Annotated in this window: 16 protein-coding genes and 1 pseudogene; 15 read left to right on the top strand and 2 right to left on the bottom strand. The window is 31.9% G+C overall.

Annotated features, from left to right (window positions below; genetic code table 11):
* Positions 1–2: 2 nt before the first annotated feature.
* Positions 3–818, bottom strand: coding sequence for a hypothetical protein (locus EAG08_RS00895; RefSeq protein WP_129533835.1), 816 nt, complete (start codon positions 816–818; stop codon positions 3–5).
* 17 nt (positions 819–835) lie between these two features.
* Positions 836–1,336, bottom strand: a complete 501-nt coding sequence (locus EAG08_RS00890) for an RNA polymerase sigma factor (RefSeq protein WP_129533834.1) — start codon at positions 1,334–1,336, stop codon at positions 836–838.
* A 764-nt stretch (positions 1,337–2,100) separates the two neighbouring features.
* Between EAG08_RS00890 and EAG08_RS00885 the strand changes: the two genes are divergently transcribed.
* The 15 genes and pseudogenes from EAG08_RS00885 to EAG08_RS23030 all read left to right on the top strand — a co-directional run bounded on the left by EAG08_RS00885 (position 2,101) and on the right by EAG08_RS23030 (position 17,469).
* Positions 2,101–3,501, top strand: coding sequence for a helix-turn-helix domain-containing protein (locus EAG08_RS00885; RefSeq protein WP_129533833.1), 1,401 nt, complete (start codon positions 2,101–2,103; stop codon positions 3,499–3,501).
* 90 nt (positions 3,502–3,591) lie between these two features.
* On the top strand, positions 3,592–4,647 hold the full coding sequence (locus tag EAG08_RS00880; protein WP_129533832.1) for a hypothetical protein: 1,056 nt from the start codon (positions 3,592–3,594) through the stop codon (positions 4,645–4,647).
* A 360-nt stretch (positions 4,648–5,007) separates the two neighbouring features.
* Positions 5,008–5,868 (top strand): T9SS type A sorting domain-containing protein, encoded by an 861-nt coding sequence (locus EAG08_RS00875; protein ID WP_129533831.1) that lies wholly within the window; start codon positions 5,008–5,010, stop codon positions 5,866–5,868.
* A gap of 123 nt (positions 5,869–5,991) precedes the next feature.
* The gene (locus EAG08_RS00870; protein ID WP_129533830.1) at positions 5,992–6,432 is read left to right on the top strand and encodes a helix-turn-helix domain-containing protein; all 441 of its coding nucleotides are present in this window, start codon (positions 5,992–5,994) and stop codon (positions 6,430–6,432) included.
* A gap of 4 nt (positions 6,433–6,436) precedes the next feature.
* Positions 6,437–6,757 carry a helix-turn-helix domain-containing protein gene (locus EAG08_RS00865; protein WP_129533829.1) on the top strand — a complete coding sequence of 107 codons (321 nt, stop codon included), beginning with the start codon at positions 6,437–6,439 and terminating at the stop codon, positions 6,755–6,757.
* Positions 6,758–6,829: 72 nt separating this feature from the next.
* On the top strand, positions 6,830–7,288 hold the full coding sequence (locus EAG08_RS00860) for a hypothetical protein (protein WP_129533828.1): 459 nt from the start codon (positions 6,830–6,832) through the stop codon (positions 7,286–7,288).
* Positions 7,289–7,780: 492 nt separating this feature from the next.
* A complete protein-coding gene (locus EAG08_RS21225; RefSeq protein WP_164998501.1) occupies positions 7,781–7,918 on the top strand; it encodes a hypothetical protein in 138 nt (45 codons plus the stop codon).
* Positions 7,919–8,022: 104 nt separating this feature from the next.
* On the top strand, positions 8,023–8,355 hold the full coding sequence (locus EAG08_RS00855) for a hypothetical protein (RefSeq protein WP_129533827.1): 333 nt from the start codon (positions 8,023–8,025) through the stop codon (positions 8,353–8,355).
* A 25-nt stretch (positions 8,356–8,380) separates the two neighbouring features.
* Entirely contained in the window at positions 8,381–8,743 is a 363-nt protein-coding gene (locus tag EAG08_RS00850) for a hypothetical protein (RefSeq protein WP_129533826.1), read from the top strand.
* A gap of 944 nt (positions 8,744–9,687) precedes the next feature.
* The gene (locus EAG08_RS00845; RefSeq protein ID WP_129533825.1) at positions 9,688–11,595 is read left to right on the top strand and encodes a polysaccharide biosynthesis protein; all 1,908 of its coding nucleotides are present in this window, start codon (positions 9,688–9,690) and stop codon (positions 11,593–11,595) included.
* A gap of 220 nt (positions 11,596–11,815) precedes the next feature.
* The gene (locus EAG08_RS00840) at positions 11,816–12,526 is read left to right on the top strand and encodes a polysaccharide biosynthesis/export family protein (RefSeq protein WP_228446698.1); all 711 of its coding nucleotides are present in this window, start codon (positions 11,816–11,818) and stop codon (positions 12,524–12,526) included.
* 7 nt (positions 12,527–12,533) lie between these two features.
* Positions 12,534–14,888: a GumC family protein gene (locus EAG08_RS00835; RefSeq protein ID WP_129533823.1), complete on the top strand. Its 2,355-nt coding sequence runs from the start codon at positions 12,534–12,536 to the stop codon at positions 14,886–14,888.
* Positions 14,889–14,944: 56 nt separating this feature from the next.
* Positions 14,945–16,287 (top strand): annotated as a pseudogene (locus tag EAG08_RS00830) (nucleotide sugar dehydrogenase).
* A gap of 16 nt (positions 16,288–16,303) precedes the next feature.
* Positions 16,304–17,215: a nucleotide sugar dehydrogenase gene (locus tag EAG08_RS00825; protein WP_410493290.1), complete on the top strand. Its 912-nt coding sequence runs from the start codon at positions 16,304–16,306 to the stop codon at positions 17,213–17,215.
* A gap of 2 nt (positions 17,216–17,217) precedes the next feature.
* Positions 17,218–17,469 (top strand): UDP binding domain-containing protein, encoded by a 252-nt coding sequence (locus EAG08_RS23030; RefSeq protein ID WP_410493289.1) that lies wholly within the window; start codon positions 17,218–17,220, stop codon positions 17,467–17,469.
* Positions 17,470–17,577: the final 108 nt, after the last annotated feature.

Genomic DNA, 17,577 nt, shown 5'->3' with positions numbered 1-17,577 from the left:
TATTAATGAAGATTATTAAGCGTTTGTCTCAAGGTCTCGAGATCGAAAAGATGCATTTTAATCCCTAGGAAAATGATGACCAAAATGATGATCAGGAAGGAAAAAATTATAAAAAAGTATCCTGAAATAAACCAAAGCACTGTATTGATAACATTCCCTTTCACACCTAATTTCTGCATCCAAAATCTTTGGCTTCTCTCAAACCATGATTTTCCTCTCCGGATTAATGGTTTTGTTTCTACATCATTGAGTTCGTCGATAATTCGTACAACATCTTCAATGTATTTCCCATACATGTAGTACATCCAGTATTTTAAGATAACTGAAATGACTAGAATGGTAATCACAAATGAAAAAATAAATATGGCAAGATTATATTTAAAATCGAACTGAAAATTGATATGGATCAGCGATAATAAAAATGCCATCGGAATATAAGAGATGTAATACGAAATATAAATCTGTTTTGAAATCAATAACTGCGTTTTTAGGCTGAAAAGATCATAGTTCGTATTGGTATTTTTGCGTTTCAGAAGTTGATAAAGCTTGAGAAACCTCGAGTAATAATATACAATGATCAATAAGGTCAGTACAGAGACCAGCATTGAGGTTATTCTGATATTATGATCGTCGCTAACGGACGGGAGCCCTGTGAAAAGAAAAGGCAGCGTAATGATCATCAGCCAGAATTCTGTCTGCATATTGATTCGGAGCATCTGAAGAGGCGAGTGAATCTCATTCTGTTTCTCAAGAGATGTATCAGGTAGAATCTGGCTGTTTTCTTTTTTCCAGAGTTCTTTAAAGTTATCTAAGTCCATGATGATGTATTAAACTTTTAAAAGTTTGTTTGTTTTTCAATAATATCTTTAAGCTTTGCTTTTGCACGGTTGAGTTTCACTCTTGCATTGACTTCCGTAATTCCCAATTGTGATGCAATCTCTTTGCCTGAAAAGTCTTCCAGAAAGAAAAAGATTAAAGCCTTATCAATGGGACTTAGTTCGTGAATGGCATCATACATGACTTTCATGTTCCGATCGTCCTCTTCATTGTAAATTTCATGATCTACCAGCAGATGCTCAATGCGCTGATTCTGTATAAAACTCCTTCTTTTTTCGCTTTTTAGAAATATGATTGCCGTATTGAGTGCGGTTCTGTATAGCCACGTCGAGAAACCGCTTTTTCCTTTGAACTCTTTGTAGGATTTCCACGCCTGATAGATGATCTCCTGATAGAGATCATTCTGATCGTCATAATTATCCATGTACATCTTTGAAATCTTGAAAATTACCCCTTTATGTTTTTCAATTTTTTCCAAAAACTCCTTTTCCTGTGACATTGTAGGTTCGGCTCTGCACAGTTAGTATCATTTTTTCAAAAATGTTACATATTATTAACAAATTAATTAAAAAGTTGATGTATTGAATTCGATTATTATAATAGTTTTAATTTGTTATACCATTTTTTGAAATTGTTTTCAGGATATATGTTGAAAAGTATCAGTTAAATCATTTTTTTTTGATTTGGAATAAAATCTTATCACTTTATTGACCAATAAACTAAAATTCTGATTTTGAAAGACAAAGAGGGATTTCTGGTCTTAAAATTCTTAAGATTGACTTCCAAACCATACCGGTTCCATAGATAATTAAAATATTTGAATGCATTTTTTTTACAAAACTAAAGAGTCGCTATTCAGCTTAACAAGATATTTGTCTAAAAAGACACTTCTTTCCGAATTCGGTTTTGGGAAATTTAACCATAAGAGAGTATCAAAATTTAATGTCTAATCAATCTAAAAATGTAGCATAAAGAGTATATAAATTTTGTTTAAAAATAGTTACAAGTTCAACTTGTATGTGTTAAAATTAGTAAGAAGCAGAAAACTAATTATCAATAATGATAAGTAATCTTAAAAAGAATTATTGAAGTCTTTGTATTTTTGTTGTTACATTAAGTATTTATAGTATTTTTGAATTATGGTAATATTTTTTATAACCGATCACTTTGTCCTCTAATATTAGTAGTGAAGTTATTTATTTCTGAGAGATTTATACAATTAAAACTTATTTAATCTGCTATTAGCGAAATTTATTTAATAAAATGAAGCTTTTTCTTGCGTATGTTTTCGGATTACTCTTTCAGCAACTGTCGGCACAGCATGCATCAGATAAGAATCAGATATTTCACAAAATAGATTCGCAAATGATTGTGAATCCCGCGAAAGCAAGAGATTTAATCAGTTTTGTTAAAATAAATTATAAAAATAAGGAGGTTCTAAATAAGTGTAACAGGCTTTTTGCCCAGGCTTATTATTATGAAAACAATTATAATGAAGCACTTCAGGAAATAATTCAAACAAAAGATCAACAAAATGTTGGCGGAGTTGTTTCTTATCGGAATATTTTATATTCAGCGGGTATCAAGAAAATAGATTTTGGCACAGATTATAATCAGAATTCTGAGTTTAAGCTTAACGAAGAAATTTTAAATGCAAATGAATTAATCTTACAGGGACGAAAAGAAAAAGCACTTAAAATAATTTTAAATATTCTCCCAAAAATCACTAATGAAAGTTTACATAATTATAGGGATAGTTTTAGTTTTGTCTTAATCAATTTGGGTGAAGATGATTGGATAAGTAAATCTCCTGAATTCCGTATTCCCGTTTTAAAAATTCTATCCTATTACCCTGATGATATGGGATTTGATATTTTAAAAAAGAAATTATATCCTGCAAATATTTCTGATGTCTGGTTAAAAAAAATCAAGAAAGAGATAAATAATACTACTAATTTCCAACTGAGAGCTATTTACTACAATTTTTTACTAGATTATTATCTTAGTAAAAAAGATGTTTCAAATTATATTTTAATCTCAAATCAAAGGGATGAACAAATCAGGATAAAGAATAAAGCAATAACGCAGGCTCGCTCTCAATGGATTTATTTGACTGAAACTAAGCACGCCGATGAATATATTTTTGCAAAGAAAAGAGGAATTATTATATTGATAAGTATAATTCTTTTATCATGCATTGTATTAATTCTATTGGTTGTCAAAATACGACAGGAAAAACTAAAGGGTAAAACATATCTGTTACTTTCAGATAAGTTAAAAAATTTGGTTAAAAAAAAGACACCTCAGGTCATTTCAGAAAACGTAAAACTTATTCTTTTAGAGAGGCTAGAGAAATTGGAATCGACGAATTTCTATTTGGATCCAAACATTTCTATCCAATCATTGGCTAATAAACTTGATTCCAATTCAAAATATGTTTCTGAAATCATCAATACTTACAAAAAGAAAAATTTTACAGCTTACATTAATGAGATGAGAATCGAGTATATCAAGCAGAAACTCAATAATGAATTGGTTTATCGAAGTTATAAAATAAAATATCTAGCAGAAGAGAGCGGATTTTCATCTCACAGTGTTTTTTCCTCTGTGTTCAAAAGTATCGAAGGTGTTTCTCCGGCGCAGTACATTCAACTTTTAAAATAATTAGTCCTGAGATTTATATATATACTTATTTTACTGTTATGTTCTGATGATATTTATTGTCAGAAATATGATTCTATAAATGTAAAAGAGATGGAGGAATATCTTATTTCAAATCCTGAAAAATCATATAATTTAGGTGTTAAAATATATAATGATAGCGATTTGGATGACAATTTCAGGACACGTTTATTATTTTCATTGCTCAATGTCTGTAATCAAACACGAAGGTTTAATGAGGCTATACGCTATGGAACAGAAGGGCTGAGTTTAGCAGAACAGGCAAATAACAACGTTTCTCAAGTAAAGTTTTTAGGAATCCTAGGAAACATTTATCAGTCACTTCAAGTCAATGATAAGGCTAAATATTATCTTAACAAAGCAGAGGGTATTCTTGAAAAAACTAAACTACCAAGTTCAATGCAGAATATTAAAGGCAATATACTCTATTTAAAAGGGATGAATTATGCCTATACGCTTGATTGTGATATAGCATTGAAATACTTCGACCAAGCAATTTCAGCTTATCGTTCATCAAATAATCCTTTATCTAAAATGAATGTCAAGTTGGCTTATCTTAATAAAGCAAATTGTTTAATAGAGATGAATAATCTGAAAGACGCAGAAATTTATCTGAACCTTTCAAAAGTAAATTATTCAGAAAGTGATTGGTCATCAGGTATTCATCAGATTTATTCTAATATATTAAATCAATCTGCTGACTTAAGTTTTGCTAAAATTTTAGCCTTGAGAAATGATTTTATTCAATCGAACAAAGTGTTGCTTTCTATTTTAAAACTCCAAGATAAACAAAATATTTCTGAGACCGATACTGATACTTATTTTCAGTTATCTCAGAATTTTTTGAAACTGAGAGATATTGAAAAGAGTAAATATTACGATGCTCTCTATCAACAGAAGATGGCAGAAAAAAATAAAATTCAGGTTGAGGTACTTAATAATCTACTCTTGCAAGATCAGAAAAACGCTGATCAAAAAATACAGGAACAAAACAATAAAATTTTAAAATGGTCCATTATTGTAATCTTGTTTTCTTCTGTTTTACTCCTTATTCTTACCATTACATTTCGGAAAATTAAGAGGGCTAATATTTTAATTGAGAAAGGTTTGTATAGTTCTGATAATTAATATTTTGTTGTTTTTTTTCTACTATAGAATTCATAGAATATTCATTAAAACTGATACCCTTCTTAATTTTCATGATGCTTTTGTTAGCTATTATTGCATTAAGATTTTAAGGTTATTGAAATGTAAAAATTGAAGATTAAAACTTCTTTTGTAAATCATAATTTTTTCATTCATGGATTCTTTTCTAAACATTCTGTAAATAAGTTTTCTTAATTACAGAAGTTTTTGGAGATGATAACCCATTACTTAACACAAAATTAATTACTTCCATATTTAGACTTTATAAGAGCTATTGGTTAAAATTCTCAAGTAATGTTTATGGTTAAAAAGCAAATAAGCTATATAAATTTTTAGAAAAATATGAAAACAATCTATTCTTTAGCATTAAGTCTGCTGGCTTATATTGGTGTACTTGGGCAAACAACAGTTTATTCACAAGATTTTGCGACGTTTCCCCCGCAAAATTGGTATTTAGGGTATTCATATGATGCCAATTTAGGAAATGGTCCAGAATATGAGGACTTGTACACAGTCTACTGGACACAAAGATCTTTTCTCAGCAATCAAACAATTAATAATCCTTCAATGTCAGTAGAAATATACAGCGGAGAACTTTCTTCTTGGGCAATTAGCCCAGCCAGTGATTTATCGGCTGGAGGATACAGTGTATCTTTTGATTTTGCATCTGGTGACGTATTTTATTCCAATAATCCTACAGGGCCTGCTTCTCAGACTGTAACAGATGATGTTTTCAAATTTTTGATTTCTCAGGATAATGGGGCAACCTGGCAAGAGTTGGAAAGCATTGCTTCTCCCAATATTGGAATACCCAATACCAGAACAACAAAAACATATTCTCTAAACAACTATACCAGTGCAACGACTAAGTTTGCATTCTATACATCAAACGGAACAGATCCTAATTTTGGAGTAGACTATATGCTTTATTTCGATGATTTTAAAGTGACCAACAACAATCTTTCCACTGCGGATATAAAACTTAAAAATAAGACGTTTCAGTTGTATCCTAATCCCACAAAAGGTTACGCTTACATAAAATCGGACAAGAAAATACATGTTGCCGAGGTTTACGACTTAACAGGAAAACTTATTTCTAAAGGAAAGGAGATTGATTTATCTTCAGTTTTGGCGGGAACTTACTTGGTGAAAGTCATTTTTGTTGATGGAACAATAGCCACAGAAAAGATTATTAGAAAGTAATTATAGTCTGGAAGGTAGTGTCTATAGCATAATTGGTTTGTTTTTAAATTTAAACTAAGTATTGTCACCTATGATTAAGCATGTGGTGTGGATATAAAGTTCATTCATATATAAAACGTGAGTATGTTTAATGAGCAAATAAAAGATATACATATCGGTAATTTTATAAAGCAGGCTGTATTTGAAAAAAATATAGAACTGACTAGGATCTGTAATTTTATGGAGTGCAATGAGGATGAAGTGCAAAAAATGTACACAGCTGAAGATCTTTCCACAAAAGTTTTACTAAAATTGAGCAAACTTCTCGAATATGATTTTTTTCGACTGTACACGTACCATCTTTTACTATACACATCTAATCCTATAGCAAAAAAAAATAGTAAAGCTATTAGATCCGAACTTCCTCAGTTTCGTAAAAGCATGTACAGTACTGAAATAATAATGTTTATACTTGAAATAATTGACAATAAAGAGATGACGTTGGATCAAATCGTTGCAAAATATAACATAGGTAGAACAACGATTTACAGATGGATGGCAAAGTATAAACGAACTGAAAAATAAGAGTATGGATTTTGAGGGTGTAAACTATAAAGTACTGTACACAGATCTGATTAATAAGAAATTTCCTGAGAAAATGAGGATATGCCAAAATATTCTTAAAAAAAAAGTATCTGTACTTGATGCTATTAAGATGAATGACTTATTATTCCCACAAAAATTGCTAGAAGATGAGCAGTTTAATCAAAAACATAAGTCTTATATGGAAGATGATATCATGAAAATACTGGAATATCAAAGAATAAATAATTTAACAAACACACAAGTAGCATTAAAATATAAGTTAAGTAGAAATACAGTTGCTAAATGGAAAAGATTGTTTTTATAGTTGCAATATCCTTAAATTAAATTCATGCATTACATGAAAAATTGACTCCTGATTAAAAAAACACCGTACGAAATGTTAGTAACCAATAAACACAGGGTAGTTAGAAAAACATATTTTCTTTTAATTATTCTGGCATTAATTCTTTGCTCAACAGTTATAGGTTTTGCTCTTAAATCTACAATCAACTATAATTTAAGGATACCATTATTGATACTGATGATAATAGTGACTGTTGCAATTTTTAATTCGATTAAAAACTTAAGGGTATTCCAGTTTGAAAATATAGGTTCTACGTTCAGTATCAAGTACTATCACCCATTTAAAGGAGGTATTATATCTCCTTACCTCGAATTTCCCATTTCTAATATTACAAGGTTTAAAATAGAAGAATATTTTTTTAAATCTGACCTTCTAAAAATTGATATTTTGATTAAAGAGAAAAAAAAAACTATAAAAATTAAGCTGAAAATTTCACACCTTAACAATAGTGACTATCGAAAAATGGAAAACTCATTAGAACAGAACTGTTAAATTACAAAATCGCTATTAAGGAAATGAATGAATTAGTTAAGTTAATTTTGAATCATCTTTTGCTGAATCAAAAGAACATTCAGCTATTATCATAACCTTGCTAATGCCGTTCTTAATGTAGGATACGAAAATAATGCAGATGTTTCTTTACAAAGAGGATAAATTAGAGCCTAGCCTTTTTCGTTAACTATATTGATTGTTTTGGAAAGGTATTATGAATAATCGATCTATCGATGGTAAAGCAATCCATTTAAATCTACTGAATATAACTAATGTGCTTATAAATAAAAATTGATGGCGAAACTGAGAAAGATTTTCTAAACCATTAGTTTTTAACAGGAGTTATGTAATAAAACAGTTTGATATCAAAGTTATGATAGTGGTGGCTGAAGATATTATTGATATGTCAGTAAATCTTTTTGCATAGGATTTACGAAACTTAGATAATTAAATTATTTTATAATAAAATCAAAATTTCACTTTTTAATTTTCATGAGCGTTCTTTCGCTCTTTAGATTGCAGACACCGGAATTGCTATATTATAAATTTGAAGGTACAGCATCAAGTATTCCTAATCTTGCCAGCAACCCTCCCGCAGGTACTCAAACCGGTGAGATTGTGGGAGTCTAAATTTGGAAACGAATACAAAGTATCAGGCAACCAGTTCCTTAGGGACTTTAAATTATTTTGACACAAAGTAGAATCTTAGTCTAAGAGGCTCGTGGAAAATGCATATGAAGTTACATAATTATGTACGCACAGATAATTCGGTATATTATCTTTTAGGGGATACGCTCAGCCCGGGAAGTTCTTTCAGAGTGTTTACAATTGGAATCCTATCGTCTGGGAATATCAATGCTATCAGGATTTTCGCTACCGGAATGAGGAGTGTGCTGATTACAAATGTTTTTCCTTCAAACAATCCCATAGATTTGATCGTTATTTATGACAGTGCTTTACAGCAGATGAAAGCTTATGTGAATGGCATCCTTAATTACCACTACTCAATCACTTCCGCTTGTTTTCAATTGCTGGCTTTTCCGTTTAGGTGGATTCGGTGGAAGTAGGACCGGAATGAAGACCGGAATGGTAATGGACGAATTCGGACTTTTCAACCGGGTTATAACAGATGCCGAAATAGTTTCTTTAAATAGTTTCTGTTCTGTCTTAAGCACTGGCGAAATGATAAAAAGTTCGGAAAAAAAATTACAGTGCACAAAGACACTTCAATCCTGGAAAAAGGAAATTTTGAAAAATACCAAATTTTTTATTATTCCGGCAGAGTGGTTCTTTCAGGTAATGAATCTTCAAATTCTATTAATATTGGCTATTTGCAGAAATGAAATTATATTGTTGGGTTTGACTCATCATCATCAGATATTTCTTCATTTTGAGTATCATCATGCTCATCGTCAGAGCTTCCATCAACAACAAAATCCATTAAAAAGTGATTAGTTCTAAATTACAATTATATATTTTGACAAAGTGTAAAATTAAAGAACATTAATTTCCCGAAAAAATTAATTTTTTTTAAGCTGAATATTTATAAATTTTAAGGGACGAATTCGAGACCGAAAATACATTAATCTGCTGAAACCTTTAGAATATGAGGTTTTTAAAATTGCTCGAATTCCCGTCCGTACTTATCATGATAAATTAAATAATCTAGATTTTAAACGACTATTCATACATCAAATTTTATTGGGCCTAAAAAATTAAAGTCTGCTAGGTCTTAAATCTCATATTTATATCACAATATTATTTTATGTGTCATTATATTGAAAATAATTATTTATGAATAAGATTTTGTATTTTTACAAATGAATTAGCTGCTTTAAATCTTGTTATTTTTGCAAATAATATGTTATTTTTTAATAGCTAAATTTGTAGCATGATCGTGGCAATGATGACTTTACAGTTAAAAAAAATAGATTTAATAGTGTTTTTTTACTATAGGTTCAAGTTCTTCTCTCTCCGCTGGTGGAGAGACTAAAATAAGCTGAAATGCTGTAAATATCATTGTTTACAGCGTTTTTTGTTTTTACGCAGTGATGAAAAATTGAAAAAGGTCACGATTTGTATGACCTTTTTAGTAATCCATCTTAAAAATTGGAAAATAGGTCACGAAAAATTCAAGGAAACCCCGACCAATAGACAGTTTAACGATTGTGCATCTTGCAGGAAATAGCTTTTTATCAAATTCAACCAAAATAAAAGGTCAATTTGATTTTTTAAGTTCAATGTAATAAAAACACATCAATAACTTCCTACATAAAAAATCATATAGTGTGGAAATAAAAAAATAAGCGGATGAATTAATAATAATTATTTATCTTTGCCTAAAATTGATAAGAAATCTATTATTGCATAAAATAATGTATTAATAAGCCTTTTGTAGTATGGAGAATGTATTTAGAATCAAGGAGTTAAGGTATGTGCCTAGGTGGCTGGTTTTTTTTATCGACGTTTCAATTGTTTCTTTTTCAATCTTAGTCTCAAATTTGTTTTTAGAAAATCTGGGCGTAGCGATAAATTTTAATGAATATCAGAGCCAAAAGATATTTCTAACTATTGCTGTAAACATTTTATTTATGCTGGTGTTTAAAACATATGCGGGCATTATAAGATATTCTACTTTCTTTGACTTTTTTAAGATTGTATGGTCGTCAAGCTGTACTATGATTGTAATGCTGGCGATAGATTTTACATCAAAATTGATATTTGGTATTTTTTTAGATTTGTACCACGAACTTTTTTTATTCTTTTTTATATCTGTTTTTCTAATGTTTTTCTTTAGAATGATGGTCAAGCGAGTGTTTAAGATATTCATGGCTCCTAAAGAGGCTTCGTCCAAAATAAGGATTGTGGTCGTAGGTATAGAGGGTGAATCTGTATCTTTAGGAAATGCTATTATTCATAATCCTACGCATCCTTATCAATTAAAAGGATTTGTTAATACAGAATCTACTTCTAAAAAAGCGATCTTACTGGGGTGTAAGATTTATAATAAAAGGGAGTTTCTTAAAATCAATAATTTAAGCAAACAGTTTGATGCAGTGCTCTTAAAAGGGTGTATGTTAAATTTTGAAATGGAAGAATGGACGAATTTTGCATTAAGTAAAGGGCTAAAGGTGTTAAAGGCACCTGTAATTAATAATACTCATGAAGGTAGTATAATAGGAGATATTCGTCCCATTCAGATTGAAGATTTACTTGAGCGTACACCTATAATAATTGAAAAAGAAAATGTCGGAAACTATCATTTTGATAAAAGTGTTTTAGTAACGGGCGGGGCTGGATCGATAGGAAGTGAAATTGTAAGACAAGTTGCTTTGTTAAACGCATCAATTATTGTTGTAGTTGATCAGGCTGAGTCTCCTTTGCATGAACTGAAGCTTGAGTTGTTAGAGAAATTCCCAAATCAAAGATTCAAATTTATATTGGCTGATATTTCAAATGTTTACAGACTTGAAAAACTATTCGAAGAGTATGACTTTTCAATAGTTTATCATGCTGCTGCATATAAACATGTACCTTTAATAGAAGATAATCCACATGAAGCTATTTTTGTAAATGTTGCAGGAACAAGAAATTTAGCACTATTATCAAAAAAATATATCGTTAACCGTTTTGTAATGGTTTCTACGGATAAAGCTGTGAATCCTACCAATGTAATGGGGGCTTCGAAAAGAACGGCGGAACTTTTTGTACAGTCTTTACAGAATTCATACGGGAATCAAACAAAATTTATTACAACTCGTTTTGGAAATGTTTTAGGGTCGAATGGTTCGGTGATACCACATTTCAGGAAGCAGATTGCGAAAGGAGGCCCTGTTACAATTACTCATCCTGATATCATCCGTTATTTTATGACTATACCAGAAGCTTGTGAGTTGGTTCTTCAGGCCGGAACAATGGGAGAGGGAGGTGAGATCTATGTTTTTGATATGGGTAAACCAATTAAAATTTTGGATTTAGCGAAAAAAATGATAAAATTATCAGGGTATACTCCGGATGTTGATATAAAAATTGATTTCATCGGCTTAAGACCTGGCGAAAAGCTTTACGAGGAACTATTAACCAATCATTCGACAACTGTCCCAACACATCATGAAAAAATCATGATATCAAAAGATCCGTTAATGGAATTTGACGATATAGAATTCTTATGCAAACAAATTATAAGATCAACTATAAAAAAAGATGGATTTCAGGTCGTTAAATTATTAAAGGTTATAGTACCTGAATTTATAAGTAATAATTCAGAATTTGAAATTTTAGATAAGATCCCTGAACATGAAGTCTAGCATAAAGGCTAGCCAGTTTAAATATACCAATCACCAAAATATAGAAGAAATTAGCATTAATGCCCTCAATTGGAATGAAAATTGCTTAGAAAAACGATTGCTTTAAAATTTGAGCGTTTAAATTTGCTAGAATAATTATCATATGAAAAGAACTATTATTACGTATATAGTACTGTTATTTACTTTATTATCCTGTAAACCAAAACAGAATATGGTTTACATGTCATCACAACATAATATGGAACAGGAAGTTGTGCAGGCAAAATTTCTGGGTCTCCAAATACAACAAGGGGATGTACTTTTGATTCTTGTTTCAGCACTAGATGAAAATGCTGTTAAGCCTTTTAATCTTAATACTGCCAATAAAGTAGGAAGTGAATCTCAAACGGGAATTAATCAATATGTACAGCCCAGTGAATATATGGTCAATGATGATGGATATATTAATTTTCCTGTTTTAGGAAACATCCATGCGAAAGGGATGACCCAAATACAGCTCAAAGATGATATTGAGATGCGTCTCAAAAGATATCTATTAGATCCTTTGGTGACCGTAACCTTGAAAAACTTCAATGTCAGCATTATCGGAGAAGTTAAAATACCAGGACAGAAACAGAGTGTATCGCAGAAGCTCAATGTATTTCAGGCATTAAGTCTTGCAGGCGATATGACGGATTTTGGAGACCGAAAAAATGTAAAAATTATCCGCACGGGTGATGACGGATCCGAACTGGTAATCAATCTAGATATGTCAAGGGAAGATATAGTAAGTTCACCCTATTACTATATGAAGCAGAACGATGTGCTTTATATACAACCAGACAAAAATAAACAAGTACAAGCAAATTCAAATCCTAACAGAGCGTTGACATTCCAGATCATTGGTGCATTATTGACCGCAGGTACTCTTATCATTGCTTTAACAAGATAATATAAATATGCAGCAGATACAATTTAATGATCAAGGGGAAGAGCCTTTAAATTTAAAAAAAATTAGTGGTAAATATCTTCGAAAATGGCCTTGGTTCAGCTTTTCAGTTCTATGTTTTATAATAGCCGCTTATCTTTATATTAGATACACAGTTCCTCAATATCAGTCTACTACGACTCTTAAATTCGACAAGAAACAGTCAGATATTACTTCTGCATTATCAGATCTTGATAATTTGGGAATAGGTCTTGGTACTGCAGATGAACTCAAAAGCGAAGTGGCTGTAATCACCTCAAGGCCCATTCTGAAGGAGGTTGTTAAAAATTTGAACCTGAATGTCCAGTATTTTAGCGGTGGTGAAATCAAAGATTCAGAATTGTTTACCAATTTACCTGTCACTGCTAAAATTATTGCTTACCATGAAAAACCGGCTAAAAAATTTGTTTCTTCAGAATATCTGATTAAAAAGAGTGACAATACAACATTTGTTCTTTGGAATGAAAAATATGGAACTATCACAGGAACGTATAACATACCAGTAAAACTTGATTTCGGAACCGTTATTTTCAATAAAAATAATGCAATCCCTTTTAAATCGAAATATATTATCGTGTTTTGGAATGAGATCGAAAGGGTTAAAAAATTAGAACAGAAAATCAATGTTGATCTTCCTGATCCAAAAGCAATGCTGATAAATATAAGTCTTGTAGGAGCGGTTCCTGAAAAGTCAGAAGCGATTCTTAATGAGGTTACCAAACAGTATAATCTGGATGGTCTGCGTGATAAAAATATGCAGTCAAAGAACACTCAGGATTTTATTGATAAAAGGCTGGAGGTTATTACCCGCGACCTTTCCGGTGTTGAAAATCAGAAGGAGAATTTTCAGAACAGCAACCGAATTTTTGATCTTCAGGCACAGGCACAGTTAGCGCTCCAAAATACCAGTGAAAATACGAAAGCGCTATTACAGCAGCAAACTCAGCTGGATCTGCTCAATTCACTTACAGCAGAAGCGTCCGGAAATAAGAACAATCAGCTGATGCCATCCAATTTAGGGCTCAGTCCTTCATTGGAAGGTGCTATTTCAAAGTATAACGAACTTTTGATCATCAGGAATAAAACACTTAAGCAGGCAACGAATGAAAACCCTGCTGTAGTGGAAATGAATAGAGAAATTGCTTCCTTGAAAGAAATTGTACAAGATAATATTCGTGAGCAGAAACAGTCCGTGCAGACATCTATTGCAAAGCTAAATGGTGAAATTTCTTCGAGCAATGGGTTGATGAACAAAGTTCCCGGTCAAACCAAAATATACAGAGGGATAGAACGTCAGCAAAATCTGAAAGAGCAGCTTTTTCTTTTTCTTTTGCAGAAACGAGAAGAAAACGCAATTAATTTATCAATCAATGTTCCCATAGCAAAGATTGTAAATCCAGCCTTTACTCAAGACACTGAGGTTGCACCAAAAAGAAAAGCAATTTTCTTAGCAGCAATAATCTTAGGTTTACTTTCCCCTATTGTGGTAATATACTTACTATCTATGTGGGATGATAAGATTTATAACCGAGATGATATCAAAGCTAAATCATCACTAGGTATACTAGCAGATATACCATCATTGAAATCGAAAGATATTCATTTGGTACAGCAGAATGATTTTTCAGAATTGGCCGAGTCCTTCAGGATTCTCGTGTCTAATCTTAAATTTGTACTTCCTACAAAAGATTCTGCAAAAGTTATCATGGTCACATCTTCTGTAAAAGGTGAGGGTAAAACACTCGTTTCAGTAAATCTAGCTTTGACCCTGGGAAACAAAAACGGAAGAAGTTTATTGATTGGTTCTGACGTTAGAAATCCACAGATTCAACGATATGACAGCGAGCCTGTCAAGAGAAAAGGATTAACAGAATATCTGTATGATGATACAGTAGATGTGGATAATCTTATTCATACATCAGACACCAATTCATATTGTGATGTTATTTATGCAGGTACAATTCCTCCTAATCCACAAGAGCTTCTTTCTAATGGTCGATATCAGAATCTGATTGAGAAATTATCCTCTAAATATGAATATATAATCATTGATTCTGCACCTTTAATGCTGGTTTCAGATACCCTCAGTATTGCTGATGTTGCAGATGCTACATTGTATGTTGTTAGATCTGGTATTTCCAGAAATGTGCTTGTAGATTTTGCCAATAATTTGGTGAAAGAAGCAAAAATTAAAAATGTGTCATTTGTAATCAATGATGTTTCTAAAAATGCAGGAGGTTACGGTTATGGATACAATTATGGTTACGGCTATGGCTACAGTACAGATCAAGGAAAAAGATGGTGGATCAAAATTTTCAAAAAATAATTAATGTAAGGCTTATAATTTATGTAATTGCATAATGAGCAATATTGTATACCAAAATGGATAAAGAAATTAAAATCAGCATCATTGGGTTAGGGTACGTAGGTTTACCTTTGGCTCGTTTGTTCGCTACAAAATATTCTGTTGTAGGGTTTGATATCAACCAACGTCGAATTGAAGAGGTTAATGCAGGAAAGGATTCTACATTTGAAGTGGAAGATGACATACTCCAAGCTGTTTTGATAAAAGAAAATCCGTTCGGTTATTCTGAAAATCTGGAAAGGTCATCAAATGTTTCTACAGATACTCTTGGAAATATGAAAGGATTGTTTTGTTCTTCCAATCCTGAAGACATTAAAGAAGCAAATGTTTATATCGTTACCGTTCCTACACCTGTTGATAAGCATAATCGCCCTGACCTAACGCCTTTATACAGAGCGTCAGAAACCGTTGGAAAGGTACTTAAAAATGGGGATGTAGTGATCTATGAGTCTACAGTTTATCCCGGAGTGACTGAAGAAGAATGTATCCCTGTTCTGGAAAAAGTTTCCGGCCTGAAATTTAATGTCGACTTTTTCGCAGGATACTCTCCTGAGAGAATCAATCCAGGCGATAAAACACGTACGGTAGATAAGATCTTAAAAGTAACGTCAGGTTCTACTCCTGAAATCGGTACGTATGTCGATGAATTATACAAGTCAATTATTACAGCGGGGACGCATTTAGCTCCAACGATCAAGGTAGCAGAAGCATCCAAAGTGATTGAAAATTCCCAACGTGATATCAATATAGCATTTGTCAACGAGTTAGCAAAAATATTTAATCTTTTGGATATTGATACCCATGCAGTTCTTGAAGCTGCCGGTACTAAGTGGAATTTTTTACCATTCAAACCCGGATTAGTCGGCGGGCATTGTATTGGGGTAGATCCATTTTATTTAGCACAGAAAGCTCAGGATGTTGGTTATTATTCCGAACTAATTTTGACGGCAAGAAGGCTGAACGATTCTATGGGATCTTTTGTAGCGTCTCAGGTCGTAAGAACAATGATCAAAAAAGGAGTCAATATTTATGGAGCAAAAATTCTTAATCTCGGCATCACTTTCAAAGAGAATTGTCCTGATGTAAGGAATACAAAAGCTGCTGACGTCATTAAAAGCTTAGAAGATTTTGATTTTGAAGTGACCACATTTGATCCCTGGGCAAATCCTGATGAAGTAAAGCATGAATATGGATTTCGGTCAATCAATTCTCTAGATGAGATCAAAGATAAATTTGACGCAATCGTTCTTACTGTAGCTCATCAAGAGTTTTTAGATTTAGATTTAAAGCTATTATTGAAAGATGGGGGGTTGTGTATGATGTAAAAGGAATTTTGGAAGAATGTGATAACCGCCTGTAGAAGCATGAATAGACAAATGAAAATTGCCGTCGTAGGCACAGGTTATGTAGGCTTATCGAATGCTGTTCTATTAGCACAAAACAACGAAGTTGTGGCAGTAGATATAGTTGCAGAAAAGATTGATATGCTTAATGCAAAAATATCACCTATTGAGGATAGTGAAATAATAGATTTTTTGACAAACAAAGATCTTAATTTCAGAGCAACTTTGGATGTTAAAGATGCTTTTGAAAATGCAGATTTTGTGATCGTTGCAACACCAACTGATTATGATACTAAAACTAACTATTTTAATACAAATAGTGTAGAGTCTGTTGTAAAAGATGTTAAGCAACATAATCCTAGTGCTATAATCATCATTAAGTCTACAGTGCCTGTTGGTTTCACGGAAGACTTAAAAAAGAGATTAGAATTTGATAATATTATTTTCTCTCCTGAATTTTTAAGAGAAGGTAAAGCGTTGTATGACAATTTATATCCTTCTCGAATTATTATTGGTGAGCAAAGTGAAAGAGCTAAAGTGTTTGTTGATTTGTTGAAAGAAGGAGCAATAAAAGATGATATTTTGATCTTATTTACCAATCCTACAGAAGCAGAAGCAATTAAGTTATTTTCAAATACTTATTTAGCTTTACGTGTTGCTTATTTTAATGAGTTGGACAGTTATGCACAGATTCATCATTTAGACAGCAAACAAATTATCGAAGGCGTAGGTCTGGATCCTCGTATCGGATCTCATTATAATAATCCTTCTTTTGGATATGGCGGGTATTGTTTACCTAAAGACACAAAACAATTATTGGCTAATTATGATGCCGTCCCCAATAATATAATTCAGGCCATTGTAGATGCAAACCGCACACGTAAAGATTTTATAGCGGAGTCTATTTTAGAAAAAAACCTAAAAAGGTGGGTGTTTATCGATTGATTATGAAATCAGGTTCTGATAATTTTAGGGCTTCAGCGATACAAGGAGTCATGAAACGAATCAAGGCAAAAGGTATTGAAGTTGAAGTGTATGAACCTGTTTTGGAAGAGGAAACTTTTTATGGGTCAAAAGTTGTCAGAGATTTGGAAAAGTTTAAATTAGAATGTGATGTAATCATCTCTAATCGTAATGCTCCCGAATTATCAGATGTACAAGATAAAGTGTATACAAGGGATTTATTTGGTAATGATTAGAAAGGTTTTTAAAAGTTTTATTCTAAGTTTTAAATCCTATGTATTGAATGAAATTTATGGATTTGAGAGAGAAATGCACATATTTAGAGTAAATGATTTAAAAGTAGT

It is taken from the genome of Chryseobacterium sp. 3008163 (genome assembly GCF_003669035.1).
Lineage (GTDB): Bacteria > Bacteroidota > Bacteroidia > Flavobacteriales > Weeksellaceae > Chryseobacterium.
The sequence above is the reverse complement of the archived record's forward strand: the minus strand, read 5'-3'. Positions and strand labels throughout refer to the sequence as shown.